Here is an 18,761-nt window from a genome sequence, read left to right on the forward strand (position 1 = left end):
CGGCTCCTGGGACCGTAGTGCCGGGTCGGACGTTGCCGACTGGCTGCAACTCTACTTAGTCAGACTGGTAGTTGGGGTCCGCGCGCCTCAGAGCGCGGACTTTAGGGCCTGTGCGAGGTTGAACAGTGCGAGTGCTTCCGCGACTGCTTCTAGTTCAGCAGTGTCCTCAGTGACGCTCTCTGGCGCTTCTGCGGCATCCTCTTCGGACTTCAGCTGCTCGGCATCTTCCACGAAAAGCCATTCCTGTTCCGTCTTGATAGCGGTCAGGTCGATGTGGACAGCGGCATCGGTGCGTTCGATGAACGGCTTATCAGCCTCGTCTGACTTCTGCTCCGTCTCGGCTTCTAGGAAGCCGATGAAATTCTCAATGAGGGCTTGCTGATCGAGTGTCAGGCCGTCGAAGCGTTCGTCCAGTTCACTCTTGATAGCGGACATGCGCGCTTCCACGTTGCAGGGCCATGCCACGCACGACACCTCCAGCAACTGGATCTCCTTAAGGAAGTTGACGCTCTTGCCCTTGTGCGAACCCTTTTGTTCCTGGAGAACGCGGTAGCCAATCGAGAAGCTGTCAACTGCGCCCATCTTCATGAGTTCGCGCGTCTCTTGGGCGCGCTGGGTGCCTGCAAAGCGTGCGCGGAAGCGCAGTCCCTTGGTGTCTTCCTCCAAGCTCTCGATTACGCCGATGACTTCCTTGCGGTCATGTTCCCACAAGAAGCGGACGCGATCAGGCCCGTTGAGTAGCGCGGTCTTGAACGCGCCGGGAGTTACAACGTCCTGCACCTTGTCGATGTTGCCAAAGGTGCTGGCGTAACCCTCTACTGTGCCATTCTCGTAGTCAAAGGCATCCGCCTTGAACGACTTAAACTGGATGCCCTTAGCCATTGTTCCTATCTCCTCGGTCTCCCGCGTTCGCGTTGAATGAAGTCTCACCACCCGGCTTTTCGTCGGGCTGTCCAAGTCCTGTTTCGTCAGATGCCTGCGCCTTTGCGCCAGCCAGTTCTTTGCCTTCGCCATTTGGCAGAGGAGGAAGGCCGATCACTGCGCGGCATTCGTCAATGGTGACGACACCGCTCTGCGCCCACTTGACTACCTTGTCGTCCAAGTCGTCCTGAATGTGCTGGATGGCGGTTTCATCAACAGCAACGGTGGCGCTTTCGTCCACATACTGCTGGATGCCCCACTCCAACTGCCCAATCAGCCAATGAGCCTCAGGGCCAATGAAGTTGCGGTAGAAGATCTTGTCCATACCGCGCAGGTTGGCGTGCGTTGCCTCACCGACGTTGACCATCGCGCTGTTGACGCCGAACGCGGTGCAGATCGCGTCAGCGGCCTTGTCGCGAAGGATGTCGAGCTGGAGTTCAGCAAACGTCAGCTGCGCGGCTTCGAAGTCCAGGCCCGCTAGAAGCTGGGTGCTGCCCGACGAAGTCAGGCCCGCCATCTGCGTCTGAACGCGAGCGAGGTCAGCATCGCTGTAGATGCCCTGTGTCTTGAAGTAGCCGTTTTTTGCGCCGCCGCTTGCCAGCTTGCGACGGATGAGGTCGTCAATGGCAAGGTAGTTCTGGACGCTGCGGATCGCGCTGTCACCTGCTCCTGCGCCCTGGAGCGGGTTGATTGGATCAAAGTAGCTGATGTGCTGGAGAGCGCCGTTGAACTGCACGCCGTTGCGGTTGAACGCTGCGGTCGTCTTGCCTGCGGCATCGTAGTTAAACCAGAAGTGCGGAGTGTTGTCGCCGCGCAGCTTCCCAGGCACATATTCAAAACGCTTCTTCTCGACGTTCTTGAACATCAAGTCCTGTCGAAAGGTGTGCATCTGAGGCAGGCCAGGAACCTTCAGGTCGTAGAACACATACAAGTCGCCGCCGACGCTGAGGCCAATTTCGGCGTTCTTTAGGAATGTGCCGGTGGTGCGCTCGACGGCGTTGGGGCTTGCCAGCATCCTCTTGGTTGCGCGGCTATCGCTGATCTTCAACGTAACATTCTGGATTCCCTGTGCGCGCATTTCGATGCAAGCGCGGCTAACGGGACATTTTTGCAGTAGCAGTTCGGCCTTCTTGGCGAACGTCTTACAGTCACCCCATTCGGTCCCGGTTAGCTGGGAAACATAGACACCCAGATTGGCCGTCTGCGAAATCGGTAGCTGATTGCTGTAGTCGAAGTCTTTGTGTGCAACGTCGAGTAGTTCATGCAGGTGCGGGGCGAGGATGTCGTCGGCGTTCTTGGCCAAGACCTCACCAGCTGCGCCCCTGAAAAAATCGAAAACTCCCATGACTACCTCTGACTTCTATTGTCAGCTACTTAGTCAAAGGGGTGCTTTGGACGTTTTGCAGCGGTTGCCTTGCGCTGCGGCTCGGTTATGCTCCAGTGGGGGGACAGAATGCTGACATTGAAGATCGTAAAGCCGGACGACGCCATGGATTGGATGACGTTCGTGTCCTCGTTGGTCGGGTCCATCGCGTGGCCGATTGCGGCTTTCGCCATCGCCTTCCTTTTCCGCGCTCAAATCAGGAAACTGGTCGATCGATTGAAGAAGCTATCCCTGGGGGATAACTCGCTCGACTTCGGGGAACGGCTAGACGAGGCAGAGGCAGAAGCTACCACGGCTTTGCCCGCTGCGGCACCTGAACCGGCAGGCATCGGCCTCCCCGACGCGCGAACCGCTCAGCTAATTGCTTTGTCGCCAGCGGCTGCGGTGGTTGACGCGTGGCGTTCAATTGAGACGGAGGTAAAAAAACGCGCGCTTCCGTTGCTACCCCAATACGCGACCGCCGCGGTTTCCAATCACGGTCAACTTGCATTCCGCGCAGCGGCAAAAATGCTTTTCCAGGCGGGACAGATTACCGCCAGCACGTATTCCCTGCTGTCCGATCTCAACGGACTGCGGAACGCCGCCGCGCATGGCGACGATATTACGGCAGCTGATGCGGTCAGATTTACCATGCTGGCCAAGCAAGCCCACTTCTTCCTAGAGGGGCCGGACGTAGTGCCGGACAACCCTGACGCTTAGAAGGCGAAGCCGCCTTGTAGTCCGAGGTTCAGCACGGCGATCGTCGGCGGCGGCAACTCCTCCAGCCAGTTCAGGCCGGTAATGAGCGCATCCGCTCGGTCAGGGCTTTCCGTGCTGCTATCTACGACATCGTAGAACTCCATCATCTGGCGCTCTAGCTGCGGAAATGGGTTGAAGTGGCGCACTTTGCCGTTCTGGTAGAGCATCTGCGCCCGTTCTGCCCTTGCGACCTTCTGGCTGTCTTTGCCGGTGTGGAACTTGCCAATGACGTGCATGTCTGGGAATTCGCGCTGCAATGTCTCGTCAATGCCCGCGAAGCCGTTGGTTTCGACGAGGATTGTGTCACCGGGCTTGAGGTATCGCTTCACCTGCTTGCGAAGGTGCGCCGTCCAATCGCTGATCTTCATAGTCTTGTCGGGCGTCAGGTCGCCCATGACCCAATAGGTGCGATCCTTGACGGCCTGGAGGCTCATTCCGGCCAAATCTCGCTTGCCCTGGCTGGGGTCGATGCTGATCTGACGGCGCTCGCACGTTTCGAGGAAGCTGAGATCGGGAACGCGGTTGTTGAGAACCGTTACCTCGTCCAGCTGGCTACGGCTCCAGAGTGCGCCGTTCTCCGTGACCCACTCACCGTCGGCTTCCTCAGCGTATTTCTTGCTCTCAAGCTGTCCCTGGCCGGTGAAGAAGGCGTCGGGCAGGTTGACGTTCTCGCGGCTGCTACCCGTGGTGACGTGGCAATCCTCACGCGCTTCGATCCGCTTGAGCCATTCGGCACCGCGCAGCGGCGTAGACGTGAGGATGATGCGAGGACGCTCGCCTTCACGCACGCACATGGCGATATTGTCGAAGCTGACCTGGCCCTTGGGCCATTTAATAAGCTCGTCCGCGTAAGCCCACGGCACCGACAGACCACGAATGTCCTGCGGGTTGTAGCCGGTGCGGATCGCCGCCTTGCTGCCGTTGGGCCAGCGGATTTCCGCGTGATGCTCGCTTAGGATCGGCTCCATGCCAGGACGAGCAGTGTTCTTGAGGCCGCTTGGTCCTTCGAAGATGGTGCTGCGAACGTCCTTAAACGTCGCGCCAACGATCAGACCCTGTTTGCCGGGAAACTCAAACTCCACCAGCTGATTGATCGCGCAACTGGCGGCGTGGTTCTTGCCGAAGCCTCGTCCCGTGCGGAGCATCCAGATATACCAGTCACCCTCAGGCATCTCCTGCTTTGGTCGCAGTGTCAGGGCTGGATCGGATGCGGCACCGTGGAACTGGTCGTATAGGTCGTCGTCTAGTTGATTGAGCCAGTCATAGTAGCCGTGAACGCCAAGACTGGCCATCTGGTTACGTGCGATATTAAGAAGTAGGCGTCGTTCCTGGAGTGGCGTCATGCGTCACCATCCCGAGGCTTTACCTCCTTGGCATCGACGGTAATCGCGCCCTTCTCCAACAGCTTCTGTAGCTTCTTCTGGTTCTCCAGCGTGTTTTTGATCTGGCGTGCTTCACGGTCCAACGTGATGTTGTTCTGCTTCTGCACTTCCTTCTGTGCGTCGAAGAGGATTTTGCTCAGCTTGACGAACAGCGCACCCTTTTTGTCGTCCTCCATGTCACCATACAGCGCCATGAAGAGGATCATGTCCTCGACGTTCTCGCACTGCTTCATGAACTTGTCGGCGGCGATGCCCTTTTGCGTGAACTGCCGGATCATCCCCTGACTGCGCGCAACGGGATCGGGCAGATTGCTGGCAGTGCGCTGGCGGTAGGTAGGAACTTGCTCACCCTGGCTTTCCCGCGTGACAATCTCCCGAATGTCAGCAGGACTAGATACTTGAGTGAGGCCGGGGTCAGGTGTCCCCCATGGTCGACCAAGAGGTGCTTCCTGCTTTAGCCAGTGCTTCTTTGCTGTTTTGTCGTCGGGAGGTAGGCTCATAGCTCTACTTAGTCAGAGAGCCATTCTTAGCTTGACGATCCCAAAAGACGACACTTGAGTGACACGCTCAATGGAAGGAACTTACTATGAAACTGTTACTAGGACTGATCGCAGGGCTGATGACAACTAGCGCAGCGGCCCAGGATGCCAGCAAGTATGAGCATGACGGACTTTACCCTCGGTTCGACAAGAATGGCATGATGAACACGACTGTGGAGTTCAAACGCAACTTCTATGTCAAGAACTGCGTCACAGTCAGCAAGGAGCCAATCGATCGCACTTGTGACGTGCGAGTGGGCAATTTCCGCGAGGAAATTGACTGGAAAGCGCCGATTATCAGGGAAACCGTCTGGTCTGGCGGGCGCGATATGAAGATGACGTGGCTGTTCGCGGCTGCTGACCGCGAGGCCGTCGTTGCTGCCCTGGACGCGACATTCGGCCCGCTACCGTCGCAAATCGCCCGACCGGATACGTGGTGCGCGTTCCAGGGCGTGTTTCAGCTTGAGAGCGTCGCAGAGGGTGTTTTGGTGCGCTTTACTGAGCGGATGAGTGAGGGACACGAATGGCAGCAAAGCATCTGCGGCAAGCAAATCGCCACACGGGCGCAAACGGATGCGCTGGAGCAGGCGCTCTTTGGGGCAGAGGTCAACGCCATCGTGACGAGGCACCGCGTTGGGCGCTGATTTCTTTAGAGACTAAAAAAGCCGGTCAGATGTGATCCGGCTCATCTGGGCCATCGAAGTCGATGTAGCCAATGCGCTTGAAGCCGCCGATTTCCGCTCCAGGGATTTTGGCGATTATCTCAGGGTCTGATCCCTCGTCGAAATAGACATCCAGGCCGACGGTGCCACCGTCGCTATCGACCGGCTCAATGCGTGGTTCCAGCAGCTCGTAATCCTCGGCGCTGATCCCGAGGGCGTCCGCGATCTGGGCGTCGTGTTCGCGCTCCATGCGTTCTTCAAGCTGTCGGTTGCTCATAGGCCCTCCTGGTCTCGCAACGTGATGGTAGGGCACCCTTGTGACATAGCCAACCTGCTTTGTTCTTGGTTTTCCGCGTGGCTCGCTGATATCCTCCCCTAAAGCGGCCGAGTGGTCCGTTGGGGGGAAGGCATGGCTGAACCAAGCGAGAACTACGAAAAGCTTCTCACCGCAAACCTAGCCCGCGTGATCGATTGGTTGAAGTTCTCCGAAACCAAAAACGGTGTGCTGCTCGCTCTGGCATCTGGATGGACGGTAGCGGCAGTCAACGTAGCTGTTCGCAAGGAGGGCATACCAGATGGCTACGAGTGGATGTTGCCGCTCTCGATAGCTATTTTGATGGTGGCCATAATCCGGCTCGTCTGGTCCTTCATGCCACAAATCAGTTTACCGAAGTTCCTTGCGCCTTCTGCCCGGCGCTACCGCGATACAAACCTGATCTTCTACGGAGATATTGCGGAGGTTGACGTTGGTAACGCCGCTTCGGAGATGGAAAAACGATACCTTCCGTCCGGCAAAGACACGTATCGATCTGAATACCTGGGCGACTTGGCGCAGCAGATACGGATTGTCAGCGGTATAGCGAACAGTAAGTTCAAGGCATTCAGAACCGCAGGCTGGCTTTGTTTCACGGCGCTCGTCGCCCTCGCTTGGCCAACTACGAAGGCCATTGCTACCCATCTGCTCGGTTGGTGAGGAACTAAAATGAAAATGTCAGACCTGCGGGATGAGCTGAACGATGAAGTCGCGACCATCATGTCGAAGGAATTTTCCGTCGGCGTAATCGCGACGAAGTATGTCCCGCACTCTGACGACGTGGCGATCACCTTTCCGAACCTGGATGATAAGAAGCAGTCCTGTAAGCTGATCGACACTTGCATCCTCTACATCGATATACGGCGATCAACCGAACTCAACCTATCGCACCGACCACAGACAGTAGCGAAGCTTTACAGTTCGTTTGTCCGGGCGATGACCAAAGCGGCGAGGCAGTATGACGGTCACGTCCGCGGTATCATTGGCGATCGAGTTATGGTGCTGTTTGACACGGACGATGCGTTCACCAATGCCATGAACTGCGCGTTCCTGATGAACTCCGTATCGAAGTATGTCATCAATAAGCATTTTTCCGCTAACGAGGTGACATGCGGCATTGGTGTCGACTGTGGCAAGATGCTCGTAACTAAGACTGGCATCCGCAAAAACGGCCAGCAGCGGCAAAACTATAAGAACCTAGTTTGGTTAGGTCGCCCTGCGAACGTTGCATCGAAACTGACGGACTTGGCTAACAAGCCGTCTGATGGCGCAGACCTCGATACCGTTCGCGTCGCCTTTCAAAAGGCAGGGCTACCTGAGTTTAATTGGCGCTGGGTCGAATACAAGTCCTGGGAGTTCATCAGGCACATCGACTCACCTGCGCTAGTCAACCATATCGTTTTCGATAACCCGGCCTTCCGAACGTTGCGCCTGTCCAGCGAGTATGTGGAAACAAGGCAGGCAACTCCACCCATTCTTGTATCTCGCGCAGTCTACGCAGGTTTCAAGGCCGCCAACCCTGAGGACAGCAGCATCAAAGGGGGTTGGTTCAAAGAAGTGACCGTTAACGTGCCGGGGTTCACCGACAAGGTGTTTGGCTGTGATGTTCATTTCACAGTCTTCAAGGAGTGAGACCGCTCTGAGCCGAACGGCGGGTTCCGTGGCAGGTAAGTTGGAATAATCGCTGACGTCCAAGGCGGTTGAAAAAAGTGGTGACGTATTCGACAGTTAACTTTTCACCCGCTTATATCCGCTTTACCGACGCCTATTTCATCAAGAGACCGGACCGAGTGCTCGATAATTTCGTCGGTTAAGCAACCCCACTGCGCTTGGAAGGGCATGAGGATGAACTGAGCCCTCCCGCTGTTCTCACGCGTCGGCTCCAATCGTCTGACCTTCTTGCCTCCTGGCTTTTTGCGAACGATCACGGCGTCGAACGCAACTGTCTCTCCGGCGCTATTTCCTGCAATCAGCGCCAGCGCCTCGCCACGGTTGGCAGCGTCAGCCGGATAGCCACTTTCCGGAACGTCGCTGCCGTGCGCCGTCCACGCCTCCGACAACAGTATGACCCCGTCGGCACGACAAGCGGATGCGAATTTCGCCAGTTCCCTCATCATGACATAGCGGCTCGCGCGATCAGGATGCTCAGTTCCAACAGTCTCGACGATCTTCGTTCCGCGAAGTAGAAATGCCAAACTGCGATAGAAGCCGTCTTTGGCCATCACCACGCGCGCATGTTCGAAGTATGCTTCCGCAACTTCGCGGAACGTGGTCGCATTTTTTAGACGGGTCCAGTCGGAACTTATACCATACCGCTTCAACGACTTTTTTCGCGCTTTGTCCTTGTCGAACATCAGGGGTCGATTACGCAACCGAACACCCACCGGCTGTCCGGACTCGACTGACAAATAAAGCGCCCGGTCCATGGCCAGCTGGCCCATTGGCTCGGGTCGCGACTCCATTAAGCCGGACGGTGCTGTCATGCCGTGCCGCTGCAATAGGTCCACGATCAAGTCGCAGAACTGTTCGTCGACGTGAGCCAATGCCTGCAACACCTCAGTGTCGGGAAGAGAAGACGCGACCCAACGGCGCTCGATTAGTAGGGTGCCGTTTTCGATCACCTGCGGCACTAGATACTCCTCAGGAATGCCTCGCCAGATCGCCAGTGGAGATGCAAACAGTTCGCTAGGCGACCATTCGGTAGCTGGGCCTGGGAGAAAACCAGCGATCAATTCGGCTCGCACTTGGCTGTGCGTCTCCAAATCGCCCTGCTTCTCGATAGTGTTTCGAGCATCCCGCGCCCACGTCATGATGGGGTCGCCACGCCACCGCTCCTGGTAAGAAGCATACCAAGCGTCGAAGTCGTGGAACGCTGCCTTATTGCTCTGAACGATGAACGTGACGGTCCGCGAGGTCGTGATGCATTGCTGAAGCATGAGGACGAATTTGTCTGGATCGAAATAGGCGTCTGCCGCTTCCAACCAGAGCCGCCGCATATCCAGGAGCCGCTTCATTACGTTGGTCGCGGCATCCGCAACCTGCTTATCGAATTGTGACATGGGATCATGATATTGGTGTGCGCGAGGGATGCCAACGCTTCCGGTGCCGACATGCGATGACAAACTGGAAAAATCGTTGACGTCTTCGGTGAGTAGTAACCAGCGCCCTCACACCACCCTGCAATCCGATGTTTCCCCCACAGACGCTCGCACAGGCCCCGTGGATACGTGGGGCTACCCGACTGCCCCAGCGTGTGGCCCTGGCGCTCACAGGCCCTTGTAGGGGCAGCGTGGCATAACGCGCCTGTGCATGAGGGTGGGGCTATGCACGGCACCCTGCCTACATGCGGTCTGATATTTCGAGATTGTTCAGACCTACCGCAATCCGCCTGCCGTGCTGCGACCGTGTGGGAGAGTGGTGCAGAGTCGGTGTCTGAGGGGCTGTCACACTAGGTTTGCACCAGAGCCTGGGGCCAAAGTGGTGGCTCTATAAAGGGGTCAAACCGGCAATTCTGGTGGGTATAGGTCCAGGGTGCGGTCCCTCATGCACCCAGCACGCCCAACGCCGTAGAGCGCAGCACCCACGCCCTTGGCACCTGATGTATGGCGCACCCCTTTATACGATGCCGCGCTTCCTGATTAAGTCGCGCAGTTCCTTGTTCTCACTTCTCAGCTTCTTGATAGTCTCAGTCTGACGCTCTGCCTTAAATCGCTTCATCACCATAGCTTTGACTACACGGCCCTGCATGACCTCCAATGCCGTTTGTCGCTTCACTAAGTCGAGTAGCAAGTCCTGCATCGTTGCCGTCATACTTTGTAGCTGGATCAGCGCATCAGGGATTAGCTTTGTCTCTCGCAGTCGGATAGCCGCTTGTATCACGTCCACTCGCTTGCATAGCGTCGTCGCTCGGTTATGGCTTATATTCAGTTCTCTACCCACCGCCGCATACGTGGCTCCCTCTGCCACCATTGCTGTTGCTTTGGCTAGCTGTTCCTCCGTGAACTCCCTGGGATATTCGTGGAGGGCCAGTTTGCGCTCATTGGGCGTCTCCTCGCTCATTCCCCACCCCATGCCAGCTTGAACATCGCCGCGTCCTGTGTTCGCTCAAAATAGACCAACATACTGAGTGCGGGCGTGTAGTGGGTGATCGTGTCATAGGGCTGGTTCGACATAAGCCGTAGCCACTTGTGAACTTCGAACAGTTCGCCCTCTTCCAAGTCGCGCGTCTTAACTGTTGTCCAGTCATCAGGGTGTTGAGGCTCGTAGGCGTAGTCCCACAGCTTGAGTTGAGGACCAATTTGTGTCCCGAAAACTCGGCCCGATATCGCAGCAATGTGATTAGCAGTAGCGGCTGCGGCAGCATTTGCGGCAGCTAGGGCCTGGAAGGTCTGGTTCGTGTTGATTGGGGGTGGATTATTGCTCACGCCATTTCCTCCATGCTTGCTGATTGGCTTTGTTGAGGACTTGAATGCGGAGGTAATGGCCCTCGACAAACTGGTTCACGGAACTCTTAATGGCGAAGTTCACGTGGTTGGCTTTTAGCCAGTCCAACTCCGCATGGTCCGCGATCCGCGGGACCACGTGATCGCGCAGTAGGTTGCGTTCAAAGATGTCACCAAGGGCTTCCGCTACATGCAGTGCGGCATCCTCGTTGGGATAGTCAGCCTGCACATCATCAACCACAGCGTTCATGGCCGACCACACTTGCTCTTTGGTCAGGCGGATGATCGAGGTTGCTTCACTTTCTTGTTCACTCATACCCTACTTAGTCAGACGCAGGTTTCTCGCCTGTGGTCTGATTTTTCAGTAGGAATACACTTCATACGACAACATACAGTTGGGGAAGGAGACGTTACATGAAGGCCCCGCTGCTCAACGATACCGAGTTCGACACTGTGTTCGCGCACATCGAGACCATGAAGCGTCCCGCTCACTACCGGCTCTTGTTGCTGTTGTGTCGTGACCTGGGCTTGCGGCCGATTGAACTCGCCCGTTTAGAGAGCAACTGGTTCCGGGGCGGCGAACTCCGCATCCCGCACGGTCAGAGCAAGCGCAAGCGTCCCCGCAGCATCATGGTAAGCCCAGCGATCATGGAAGCCTTGGAAGCCCACATGCAGGGACGCACAGGGCGCGTGTTCCTCAATCAGCAGGGCGAGGCCATGTTGCCCAGCCTCATCAGCGACAGCATCCGACGCCTCTTCAAGCAGGCTGGTATCCAAGCGTCCTGCTATAGCGGTCGTCGGACCCTCGCGACGCGGCTGGTCGAAAAGAACGTCAACATCCTGACCATCCAAAGCATCCTCGGCCACAGCAATCCCATGACCACGCTAGCCTATTGCGAGGTCACGCCGGAGATGCAGCGCGCTGCTCTGTTCGGCTGAGGTGCTTGCGTCGCGATCGGGGGTGCGCCACGTTTGGCAATGCTCAATGATCTACAGCACTACGATAAGGGTCTAGTCGCCAACTTCGTCCGCTTGCTCAAGGACGCCGAGTTGCTGCGAAATCACCAGCGATACCAGAGCGCATACGCACTTGGCCTGATTGCGCTCGAGGAAATTGCCAAGGTCATCCTCGTTCGCTGGGAAGCTATGTATCCTGACTTGAAGAAGGATCGCAGGCGCAATCAGCACCTGACGAAGCAAGCTGCGCTGACCTGCCTCTTGGTCGCCGACAGCTTGGCTCCTGAATATGATTACCTGATGGCTGATGGTGAGCCATGGCGACAAAAAATGCCAGAGGTGAACGCACGCGATCTCGCGATTATGTGGGAGGCGCACGCAGGCAAGCTGCAAACTAAGAAGCATCTGGCGCTATATTACGACCTCTGGGAAAACGGCGACGTGCCAGCTGGCGAGGAGTTCACGCTGGAAACCGTAAACGAGGTGTTTGCCTATGCGCGCCGGGCCGTCATGCTCACGGCCAACGGCAACGCAATGGCGCTCGCGCTTGGGCTATACCATGCGATCAAGGACGAACCCGTGGATGGCAACTTCGCCCAGAACTAGCCTCCGGAGTTAGCTTCGAACGCGTCCAACCGCGCGAGCCATACATCGATAGCCTGATAGTCGTTCAGGTTGTCGAGCAGTTTGCCGCCGATCTGGAGCAGTAGGTCCAATTCGGGATCGGATGCCGCAATCGGCAAAGCGGTCTTGACGTTCTCGCCTACAAGCGCGAGCCGGTCGGCGTCGGGCTTACGATGTGGGAAAGGTATAATCTGCGCGCTCATGTAGTCCTCCCTGTGGTCACCTTCTGTAGCTACTTTGTATAACCTCGCGCTGGTCCTTCCTATCGAAGACATAGGTGGTCGGCGTTTCTCCAGAAAAGAGTGAAATCAACCGATCTTTGGCGTTGTCCTTTGTTTCAGGCGACAACATACGATTGGAGTAGGCGCTGTTGCTTACAAGATCGAAGGACAACGCAATGAGCAAGTTCAACCCGTCCATGCTGGTTCCCGCACTCGCAGCCGACAAGGGCAGCGCAGCCCGCTCGGCCAAGGACGTTGCACTCGGCAACATCAACCGCATGAAGGAGCAGTTTGCAGCCGGCGACGCCGCAGAAGGCAAAATCAACTTCAAGGGAATCGACGGCGGGCGCGTGGCGTTCACGATCCGCGTGTCCAACACGCCGCTGGTGCTGGAAAAGACCAAGGTCGAGGACACGGAGGTCGAGGTTCGCGAAATGTCGATTCCCAAAGCCAACTTCACGGAAGCACTCGACTACTATGCGGATCGCATCAAGGCTGGCGAGTATGACGCGCAGCTGGCTACGCTGACCGAGAAAAAGGCAGCACGCACCGACAAGCTGCGCCAGACGCGCGCTACCAAAAAGGCTGCTGAACCAGCTAAGTAAGCAACACTGCACCTACCCAGGGCGCTCCTCGCGGGGCGCCCTTTTTGCCGTCTGCCGTTGACAATCCAGTAAGGAGTTGCACCTAACTGCATGGGCAACTTAACTGCGGAGGCAACAATGGCCGGATTTCTCGAACTGATCGACAACACGCTGGGCACGCACTTCCACACGCCGGTTTATGATCCGCAGACGGGTCGCAAGAAGATTCTGCGCGTGATCGAACTGGCATCGAAGCAACATAACGAGGGCACGACGCGCGCTCCCAATCGGTCCTGGGCTGCTGGCAACAACGAGGGCATCAGCTTCTCGCCCAAGATCGATGGCAAGCCGGTGCTGATCGGTGGCAAGGAAACCAACTTCGTCCACAAGTCGCGTTTCCAGGACTTCCTCAAGGGCTTGAAGGCCGCTGTCGAGAAGGGCGACCTCGACAAGGAAATCAAGGCTGCTCTGGATGGCGACGCCGCACCGCGCGCCAGCACGTCGAGCAGCTCAGGCACTCGCAGTGGTCGCAATCCACTGTCCAACGTGCGTAGCAGCATTGGTCGCAGCCTTGGCAACGGCAAGTCCCTGGAGGAGGCAGAGGCTACGGCTCGCGCCAATCCCAAATTCGATGCTGCCCATATCGATCAGGTGGTTGCCGAGGCGAAGGCGAACGCCAAGTAACCTGACATGGCGAAGCCCCGGTGTGATGCCGGGGCTTCGTTTCTTTAGGCTCTAATGAAACCGTGCAGTCGGCTTTCCGTCGCATACTCTGAGAGCGGCTTGGTCGCCTTCCAGTGGATGTCACGTTCAACTCGCAAGCCGCCCGGTCCCACGATCTCCCATATCTCGTCCAAGCTGATGTAGCCGAGTTCTGGTGTGCCGAAGCCCAAGTCGGCTAGGCCGAACGCCAGCCCGTCGTAGTCCATTTCGGTGAGCAGCCACGTCCCTGAGGTCCAGGGCAGGAAGACCTTACAAACAGGGGTAAAGTCGCGTTCCTCGCGCGTCCCCTTCGACGGCTCCTGTTCCTTACCGTTGGCGATCAGCTGCTGGACAACATCGGTGCCGAGCATCGCAATCCATGCGGTCATGCCTTGCCTCCCGGAATGGTGCGAGGTGAGCGCAGCGTGGGTTGGTCGGTCGTCCAGTCCACGTTGGCGGCAATCCACTCGGGTATCCATTCCCAATCAAACGGCTTGTCCCAGCACTCCTCTTTGAGCGTTGCCCAATCGGCGTCGGCAGCATCAGTCCATCCGATCACCGTGAGGCGCAGGCGACTTGTTCCCATCCGCTCGCGCGCCGCTTCGACCTTCTTGCGAAGCCCCTTGGTGCCGTTTGCACCGCGTAGAAGTTCCGGCACTTCCTCCCAAAGACAGCACGCTGTCTCCAAGCTGGCTGCGGGGTAGTGTTCTGCCATGTGAGCCTCCTAGTTGTTGGCCCACGGGTAGAAGACTTCTTCTGGTAGAAAGAGCAACGCCAGAGTTGGTCGATCTACCAGAAATCTAAGTTAGTCACCTTTCTGGTCGGTAGAGCCAGAAAGTGGTAGGAATGGAAGTCAGGCGATGTCGTTAGTCCAGTTATAGGAACTGGAGTAGCAGACATGCAGATCGAACTTAACGCTTTCGCAGACTACGCACTTAACACGTTCGACTACAGCGCGGACTTTGAGGAAGACGAGTTTGCCGTGACGTTCCAGGGGGTGCGCTACTACGTTGAGCGCAAGCGCAACCACTTTGCAATTCACATCGGTAGCGAGGTGCATAATCTGCCCCGCTGCTAGGTCAGAGATACCCGCACAGGGCTGAGAGGTGAGGGGGCAATTCGATTGCTTCCTTCTCCTGTCTGGATGTTCTCGGGGTCTTAGCATCCAGATGGGCAAGCTGGTCGGTAGCCTTACGGCCCGTTGCCACGTTTGCGTTGATAACCGCTGCGATGAACTCCTGTCGCGGAACCTGGTCATCGGTTGAAATAGGAGGACCGGCCAGTCCTGCGATTAGTGCGTCAATGCCTTCCCGCAGACATGCAGTCAGCTGTGGGGGCGTCATGTGCCGAACGGCCTCCTGATTGTAGCGGAGTTCGCGATAGCCGACGTGGACAGCGTCAACCTCATTGGCGGCAACAACTTCGAGGCGCGTAACAAGATTGCCATACCATGGGTCGTCGAACAGCAAAGCCACTCGCGCCTGGACGATGGCTTGGATTACTGGGTCACTCATCTTGAGCATGATCGTCCTTTCAGGCCGCCATGGTGTAATCAGCGTCGGGGAAGTCGGGATGCCAGTCGACCTCGCCGTGAGGGCCGTATATGGTTTCTTGCAGCACTACCGATTGAACAAGTTCACCCTCTTGGTTGAACACAAGGCCCATAGCGCGGTCGCCTAGGACGATCATCGTGTCCCTACTGGTGCAGCACTCCATGGACGTGATGATGCCCCTGAGTGTCTGTTTCATTGCGACACGCGCGCGGTTGCGCTCCTCGTCATCCTCGCTGTCCAAAGCGCGCTTCTGGTGTTCGATCTCGTTCAGTAGGTCAGGGGAGGGGCCAGTGGTCCGCGCCGCCATCAGGCGCTTCTCTAGCGCGTCGATCTCCCTCTGTTGGTCGACCACCTCTACCTCTAGCTGGAGCATCAGCCGCTCCATCGTGGCACTGCTGGTTCTGGTGAAGCTGACCGCTGCATTGTCGGCTTGCTTTTGTTTGTCCTCCAGAAAGCGTCGCGCCTCGGCAATCTGGACTTCTACTTCGGCGATGGCAGCGGTTGGTGCGGACTGCCGGTTCAGCGCCAGCCATCCAGCTGCGAACTCGACCACTGCTTTTTCCAGCTTTTCATACCGAACCCAGTTGCGGTTCTCGCACCGGACGCGATCGTTCTCCTCGTCCCACACTCGGTTGAGTGCGTTGTGGCACTTGAGGTAGCTGATGTCCTGTTTAGACTGGTAAACTGCATCGGGGTTCTTGCCGTTGCGTCGGTTTCCGCCCTTACGCACCACGACTTCCTGCTTCATTCGCCCGCCGCACGATTTGCACTTGGCTATGCCGCTGAACAGATTGTTGTGCGTGATCTGCCATGCGCCGCTGGTGCCTTTGCGTCCTTGCCTTGCTGCCTGGGCCTTGGCGAACGTCACGGGATCGATGGCTTGCGGAAAGTGGTTGAGCACGGTGATGTCCTTGCTCGTCGCAGGACCGCTACGAGGCCGGTTCATGGGGTGGTATTCTCCCATGACTGCTCGATTGACGACGATCTTCGTCAGGTAGCCTACCGTCCACCCGTTATTGCTGCGCTGGTTGAGGTGGCTCCAAACGGGTTCACCCCGACCGTTCAGCATCTTTGCGATGGCTGGGGTGCCGTAGCCGTCGATGGTCAGCTGGAATATCTCACGGAGGACGGCAACACGGCCTTCGTTGAGCGACATGGCATAGGCGGGACGTTCGCTGGTCTTGCTGATGCGCTTGGTGTCGATCCAAGCAGGCACCGTCGCGGTGTTGCTGATGTGCCGACCGGCATTAGCTTGGGCTTCCGACACCCGCTTGTTCTGAGCCGCTTTCAGGCGTCGGCTCTTCTTCTCGCTTTCCTCGCGCGAGAGTTCCGACTTCACCACGGCTTCGATGACGCTGGTCATCGTGACGCGCTCGTAGGCCGGATAGACCCGATCACCGTCCACAGTTGCGACAGTGACGCCCGATGCGGTCAGCTTCTGGAGGAAGGGTAGGATAGCATCATAGCCCTGGCGGCTGATGCGATCCAAATTCTCGACTACGAGGACATGGCCGTTGCGGTAGCGGCCAGCTTCGGCCTGCTGCTCAAATCGATACAGGAGAGCGCCAGAAGCACGGTTGGCACCGCTGTATGCGGACAGGCCCTCATCGATCAGTTCGCGGTCGGTTGATCCTTCCCAGCCATGTCGGGCGACCATATCGCGACATAAGGTGAGCTGTCGGGTTTTGCTGTTGCCCTGCGCCTGCTCCTGGTTGGAAAAGCGCGCGTAGATCGTTGCTGGAAGCGTCATATCCCTACTCTGTGTCGGAAGGGGTTAACGGCTTCCAACTCCTATAACAGTATGACCGGAAGCCAGGTGCCGACGATCCGCTCCTGCGTCGCCGCACTGCTGGTGTTGGTGGCGTTGGCGATGGGGCGGGAGGCGATGACGTTGCGACTCGTCGCGACGGGGGCGATGTGCGTGATGCTCGTGCTGCCCGAGTCCGCGGCCGGGCCGAGCTTCCAGCTCTCGTTTGCTGCGATCACGGCGATCATGGCGTTTCACGAACATCCGGCGATCCGGACCTTTTTCGGGGCGCATGACGAGGGGCGCGTTCGAAAGCTGGGACGCGGCGTGGCCTCGTTGCTGCTGACCGGGCTGTTGGTGGAAGTCGCGCTGATGCCGATCGCGGTGTTTCATTTCCATAAATCGGGTTTGTACGGTGCGTTCGCCAATATCATCGCGATCCCGTTGACGACGTTCGTCGTGATGCCGCTCGAGGCGCTGGCGCTGCTGCTCGATGTCGGGGGGATGGGCGCACCGGTCTGGTGGCTGGTGCAGACGTCGCTCGACGCGCTGTTGTGGCTTGCGCACCGCGTGGCCGATGCGCCGGGGTCGGTGCGGGCCTTGCCGGCGATGCCGAGTGCGGCGTTTGCGTTGATGGTCGTTGGCGGGATCTGGATTGCGTTGTGGCGGACGCGGTGGCGGCGGCTCGGCGCTCTGCCGTTGGCGGTGGGGGCGATCTGGGCGCTGACGACACCGCCGCCGGACATTCTGGTGACGGGAGACGGGCGGCATGTCGCGGTGCGGACGGCGGCGGGACTGGCGATGTTGCGGGACCGGGCGGGGGATTATACGCGCGCCACGCTCGCCGAAAATGGCGGGGTCGACGGCGAACCGTTGTTCCTGGCCGACCAGCCCGATGCGCGGTGCAGTCGGGATCTATGCGTGACCGATATCGCGGGGGGCGGGCGGACGTGGCGGGTTCTTGCGACGCGGAGCGCGTATATGGTGCCGATCGACCAGTTGCTCGCCGCGTGCCGGACCGCCGATATCGTCGTCAGCGAGCGGAGCTTGCCGAGTCGCTGTACGCCGCGATGGTTGCGGCTCGACCGAAATATGCTGCGGCGGACCGGCGGGGTGGCGGTGACGTTGGGGTCTGGTCGGGTCGAGACCATCCTGTCGCCGGGCGACCGTCATCCCTGGCGCGATCCGCCGAGGCTCGACGCCGGACCTGGGCAGGCCCGGCGTTTTAACCCGGCGGCGTACCGGTTTCAGTCGTAGCGGCGCAGGATGCCCGACAGCTTGCCCTGAACGCGGACTTGCGCCGGCGCATAGCGCTGAGGGTCGTAGGCGCGGTTGGCCGGATCGAGACGGACCATTGCGCCTTCGCGGCGGAAGAACTTGAGCGTGGCTTCGCTGTCCTCGATCAACGCGACGACGATCTCGCCATCGCGGGCGATATCGGTGCGGCGGATGAGCGCGTAGTCGCCGTCGAGGATGCCGGCTTCGACCATCGAATCACCCGACACCTCGAGCGCGTAATGTTCGCCGGTGCCCAGCAACGCGGCGGGGACGGCGAGCATCGTGCTACCTTCGAATGCCTCGATCGGAACGCCCGCGGCGATGCGACCGTGGAGCGGGATCTCGATGACGTCGTTGGCGGGCTGCGGCGTGGCGGCAGCGGGCGCCGCCTTCACGTTCGACGACTTAGCGGCGACCTTCTTTTCAGGCTTTTCCGGACGCTCCGGCATCCGCAGCACTTCGAGTGCGCGCGCGCGGTTCGGCAGGCGGCGGATGAAGTTGCGCTCCTCGAGCGCGCTGATCAGACGGTGGACGCCCGACTTGGATTTCAGGTCGAGCGCGTCCTTCATTTCCTCGAACGACGGCGACACACCGGTATCGTTGAGGCGATCATTGATGAAGCAGACGAGTTCGTGCTGCTTGCGCGTGAGCATGGCGGTTCTCCGTCCGGAACAGACGAGGAACTTCTATGGAACATAGTTGACCCCGTCAAGC

The 18,761-nt window shown here is 58.3% G+C and carries 25 protein-coding genes; 10 read left to right on the forward strand and 15 right to left on the reverse strand.

Annotation, left to right across the window (positions count from 1 at the left end):
* Positions 1-87: 87 nt before the first annotated feature.
* On the reverse strand, positions 88-882 hold the full coding sequence (locus ASE79_RS15005) for an HK97 family phage prohead protease (protein WP_056418224.1): 795 nt from the start codon (positions 880-882) through the stop codon (positions 88-90).
* Positions 875-2,266 (reverse strand): phage portal protein, encoded by a 1,392-nt coding sequence (locus tag ASE79_RS15010; protein WP_056418226.1) that lies wholly within the window; start codon positions 2,264-2,266, stop codon positions 875-877. The genes ASE79_RS15005 and ASE79_RS15010 overlap by 8 nt, the downstream gene beginning before the upstream one ends.
* A 108-nt stretch (positions 2,267-2,374) precedes the next feature.
* Between ASE79_RS15010 and ASE79_RS15015 the strand changes: the two genes are divergently transcribed.
* Positions 2,375-3,004 (forward strand): hypothetical protein, encoded by a 630-nt coding sequence (locus ASE79_RS15015; RefSeq protein ID WP_156359710.1) that lies wholly within the window; start codon positions 2,375-2,377, stop codon positions 3,002-3,004.
* On the opposite strand, the gene ASE79_RS15020 is transcribed toward ASE79_RS15015, so the two are convergent.
* Positions 3,001-4,386, reverse strand: coding sequence for a terminase large subunit domain-containing protein (locus ASE79_RS15020; protein ID WP_082445335.1), 1,386 nt, complete (start codon positions 4,384-4,386; stop codon positions 3,001-3,003). The genes ASE79_RS15015 and ASE79_RS15020 overlap by 4 nt on opposite strands.
* Positions 4,383-4,925, reverse strand: a complete 543-nt coding sequence (locus tag ASE79_RS21040; RefSeq protein ID WP_156359711.1) for a hypothetical protein — start codon at positions 4,923-4,925, stop codon at positions 4,383-4,385. Before ASE79_RS21040 ends, ASE79_RS15020 begins: the two co-directional genes overlap by 4 nt.
* Positions 4,926-5,011: 86 nt before the next feature.
* Here ASE79_RS21040 and ASE79_RS15030 point away from each other — a divergent pair, with 86 nt between their 5' ends.
* On the forward strand, positions 5,012-5,608 hold the full coding sequence (locus ASE79_RS15030) for a hypothetical protein (protein WP_156359712.1): 597 nt from the start codon (positions 5,012-5,014) through the stop codon (positions 5,606-5,608).
* A 25-nt stretch (positions 5,609-5,633) separates the two neighbouring features.
* Here the strand turns inward: ASE79_RS15030 and ASE79_RS15035 are convergent, their stop codons facing one another.
* A complete protein-coding gene (locus tag ASE79_RS15035; protein ID WP_056418239.1) occupies positions 5,634-5,903 on the reverse strand; it encodes a hypothetical protein in 270 nt (89 codons plus the stop codon).
* A gap of 132 nt (positions 5,904-6,035) precedes the next feature.
* On the opposite strand from ASE79_RS15035, the gene ASE79_RS15040 reads away from it, so the two are divergent.
* A complete protein-coding gene (locus tag ASE79_RS15040) occupies positions 6,036-6,599 on the forward strand; it encodes a Pycsar system effector family protein (RefSeq protein ID WP_056418242.1) in 564 nt (187 codons plus the stop codon).
* A 9-nt stretch (positions 6,600-6,608) separates the two neighbouring features.
* Positions 6,609-7,571, forward strand: a complete 963-nt coding sequence (locus ASE79_RS15045) for an adenylate/guanylate cyclase domain-containing protein (RefSeq protein ID WP_056418245.1) — start codon at positions 6,609-6,611, stop codon at positions 7,569-7,571.
* Between the two features lie 104 nt (positions 7,572-7,675).
* Here ASE79_RS15045 and ASE79_RS15050 read toward each other — a convergent pair whose 3' ends face one another.
* From ASE79_RS15050 to ASE79_RS15060, 4 genes are all read right to left on the reverse strand, one after another.
* Positions 7,676-8,998 (reverse strand): hypothetical protein, encoded by a 1,323-nt coding sequence (locus ASE79_RS15050; protein ID WP_056418247.1) that lies wholly within the window; start codon positions 8,996-8,998, stop codon positions 7,676-7,678.
* 556 nt (positions 8,999-9,554) lie between these two features.
* Complete coding sequence (locus ASE79_RS15055; RefSeq protein ID WP_056418252.1) at positions 9,555-9,998, reverse strand: hypothetical protein; 444 nt, start codon at positions 9,996-9,998, stop codon at positions 9,555-9,557.
* Positions 9,995-10,363 carry a hypothetical protein gene (locus tag ASE79_RS21045; protein ID WP_156359713.1) on the reverse strand — a complete coding sequence of 123 codons (369 nt, stop codon included), beginning with the start codon at positions 10,361-10,363 and terminating at the stop codon, positions 9,995-9,997. The genes ASE79_RS15055 and ASE79_RS21045 overlap by 4 nt, the downstream gene beginning before the upstream one ends.
* Positions 10,353-10,697: a hypothetical protein gene (locus tag ASE79_RS15060; protein ID WP_156359714.1), complete on the reverse strand. Its 345-nt coding sequence runs from the start codon at positions 10,695-10,697 to the stop codon at positions 10,353-10,355. The genes ASE79_RS21045 and ASE79_RS15060 overlap by 11 nt, the downstream gene beginning before the upstream one ends.
* 98 nt (positions 10,698-10,795) lie before the next feature.
* Here ASE79_RS15060 and ASE79_RS15065 point away from each other — a divergent pair, with 98 nt between their 5' ends.
* Positions 10,796-11,320: a tyrosine-type recombinase/integrase gene (locus ASE79_RS15065; protein WP_056418258.1), complete on the forward strand. Its 525-nt coding sequence runs from the start codon at positions 10,796-10,798 to the stop codon at positions 11,318-11,320.
* A 39-nt stretch (positions 11,321-11,359) separates the two neighbouring features.
* Positions 11,360-11,944, forward strand: coding sequence for an AbiV family abortive infection protein (locus ASE79_RS15070; protein ID WP_056418260.1), 585 nt, complete (start codon positions 11,360-11,362; stop codon positions 11,942-11,944).
* Here the strand turns inward: ASE79_RS15070 and ASE79_RS15075 are convergent.
* Positions 11,941-12,165: a hypothetical protein gene (locus ASE79_RS15075; protein ID WP_156359715.1), complete on the reverse strand. Its 225-nt coding sequence runs from the start codon at positions 12,163-12,165 to the stop codon at positions 11,941-11,943. The genes ASE79_RS15070 and ASE79_RS15075 overlap by 4 nt on opposite strands.
* A gap of 194 nt (positions 12,166-12,359) precedes the next feature.
* Between ASE79_RS15075 and ASE79_RS15080 the strand changes: the two genes are divergently transcribed.
* Together ASE79_RS15080 and ASE79_RS15085 are read left to right on the forward strand one after the other, a co-directional pair.
* Positions 12,360-12,788 carry a hypothetical protein gene (locus ASE79_RS15080; RefSeq protein WP_056418266.1) on the forward strand — a complete coding sequence of 143 codons (429 nt, stop codon included), beginning with the start codon at positions 12,360-12,362 and terminating at the stop codon, positions 12,786-12,788.
* Positions 12,789-12,905: 117 nt separating this feature from the next.
* A complete protein-coding gene (locus ASE79_RS15085) occupies positions 12,906-13,451 on the forward strand; it encodes a hypothetical protein (protein WP_056418270.1) in 546 nt (181 codons plus the stop codon).
* Positions 13,452-13,495: 44 nt separating this feature from the next.
* Here ASE79_RS15085 and ASE79_RS15090 read toward each other — a convergent pair whose 3' ends face one another.
* Together ASE79_RS15090 and ASE79_RS21050 are read right to left on the reverse strand one after the other, a co-directional pair.
* Positions 13,496-13,858, reverse strand: coding sequence for a DUF2958 domain-containing protein (locus ASE79_RS15090; RefSeq protein WP_235516956.1), 363 nt, complete (start codon positions 13,856-13,858; stop codon positions 13,496-13,498).
* Positions 13,855-14,184 (reverse strand): hypothetical protein, encoded by a 330-nt coding sequence (locus tag ASE79_RS21050; protein WP_156359716.1) that lies wholly within the window; start codon positions 14,182-14,184, stop codon positions 13,855-13,857. Before ASE79_RS21050 ends, ASE79_RS15090 begins: the two co-directional genes overlap by 4 nt.
* Positions 14,185-14,367: 183 nt before the next feature.
* Between ASE79_RS21050 and ASE79_RS15095 the strand changes: the two genes are divergently transcribed.
* On the forward strand, positions 14,368-14,547 hold the full coding sequence (locus tag ASE79_RS15095) for a hypothetical protein (protein WP_056418273.1): 180 nt from the start codon (positions 14,368-14,370) through the stop codon (positions 14,545-14,547).
* A 1-nt stretch (position 14,548) separates the two neighbouring features.
* Here ASE79_RS15095 and ASE79_RS15100 read toward each other — a convergent pair whose 3' ends face one another.
* Together ASE79_RS15100 and ASE79_RS15105 are read right to left on the reverse strand one after the other, a co-directional pair.
* Complete coding sequence (locus ASE79_RS15100) at positions 14,549-14,992, reverse strand: hypothetical protein (RefSeq protein ID WP_056418277.1); 444 nt, start codon at positions 14,990-14,992, stop codon at positions 14,549-14,551.
* 10 nt (positions 14,993-15,002) lie between these two features.
* Positions 15,003-16,772 carry a recombinase family protein gene (locus ASE79_RS15105; protein ID WP_056418278.1) on the reverse strand — a complete coding sequence of 590 codons (1,770 nt, stop codon included), beginning with the start codon at positions 16,770-16,772 and terminating at the stop codon, positions 15,003-15,005.
* On the opposite strand from ASE79_RS15105, the gene ASE79_RS15110 reads away from it, so the two are divergent.
* Entirely contained in the window at positions 16,731-18,026 is a 1,296-nt protein-coding gene (locus ASE79_RS15110; protein WP_321163343.1) for a ComEC/Rec2 family competence protein, read from the forward strand. The two genes, ASE79_RS15105 and ASE79_RS15110, sit on opposite strands and share 42 nt — an antisense overlap.
* On the opposite strand, the gene lexA is transcribed toward ASE79_RS15110, so the two are convergent.
* Entirely contained in the window at positions 18,017-18,700 is a 684-nt protein-coding gene (lexA, locus tag ASE79_RS15115; RefSeq protein WP_056418284.1) for a transcriptional repressor LexA, read from the reverse strand. The genes ASE79_RS15110 and lexA overlap by 10 nt on opposite strands.
* Between the last annotated feature and the right edge of the window lie 61 nt (positions 18,701-18,761).

Origin of the sequence: Sphingomonas sp. Leaf28, from assembly GCF_001421685.1 — a bacterium.
In the GTDB taxonomy this organism is placed as follows: domain Bacteria; phylum Pseudomonadota; class Alphaproteobacteria; order Sphingomonadales; family Sphingomonadaceae; genus Sphingomonas; species Sphingomonas aurantiaca.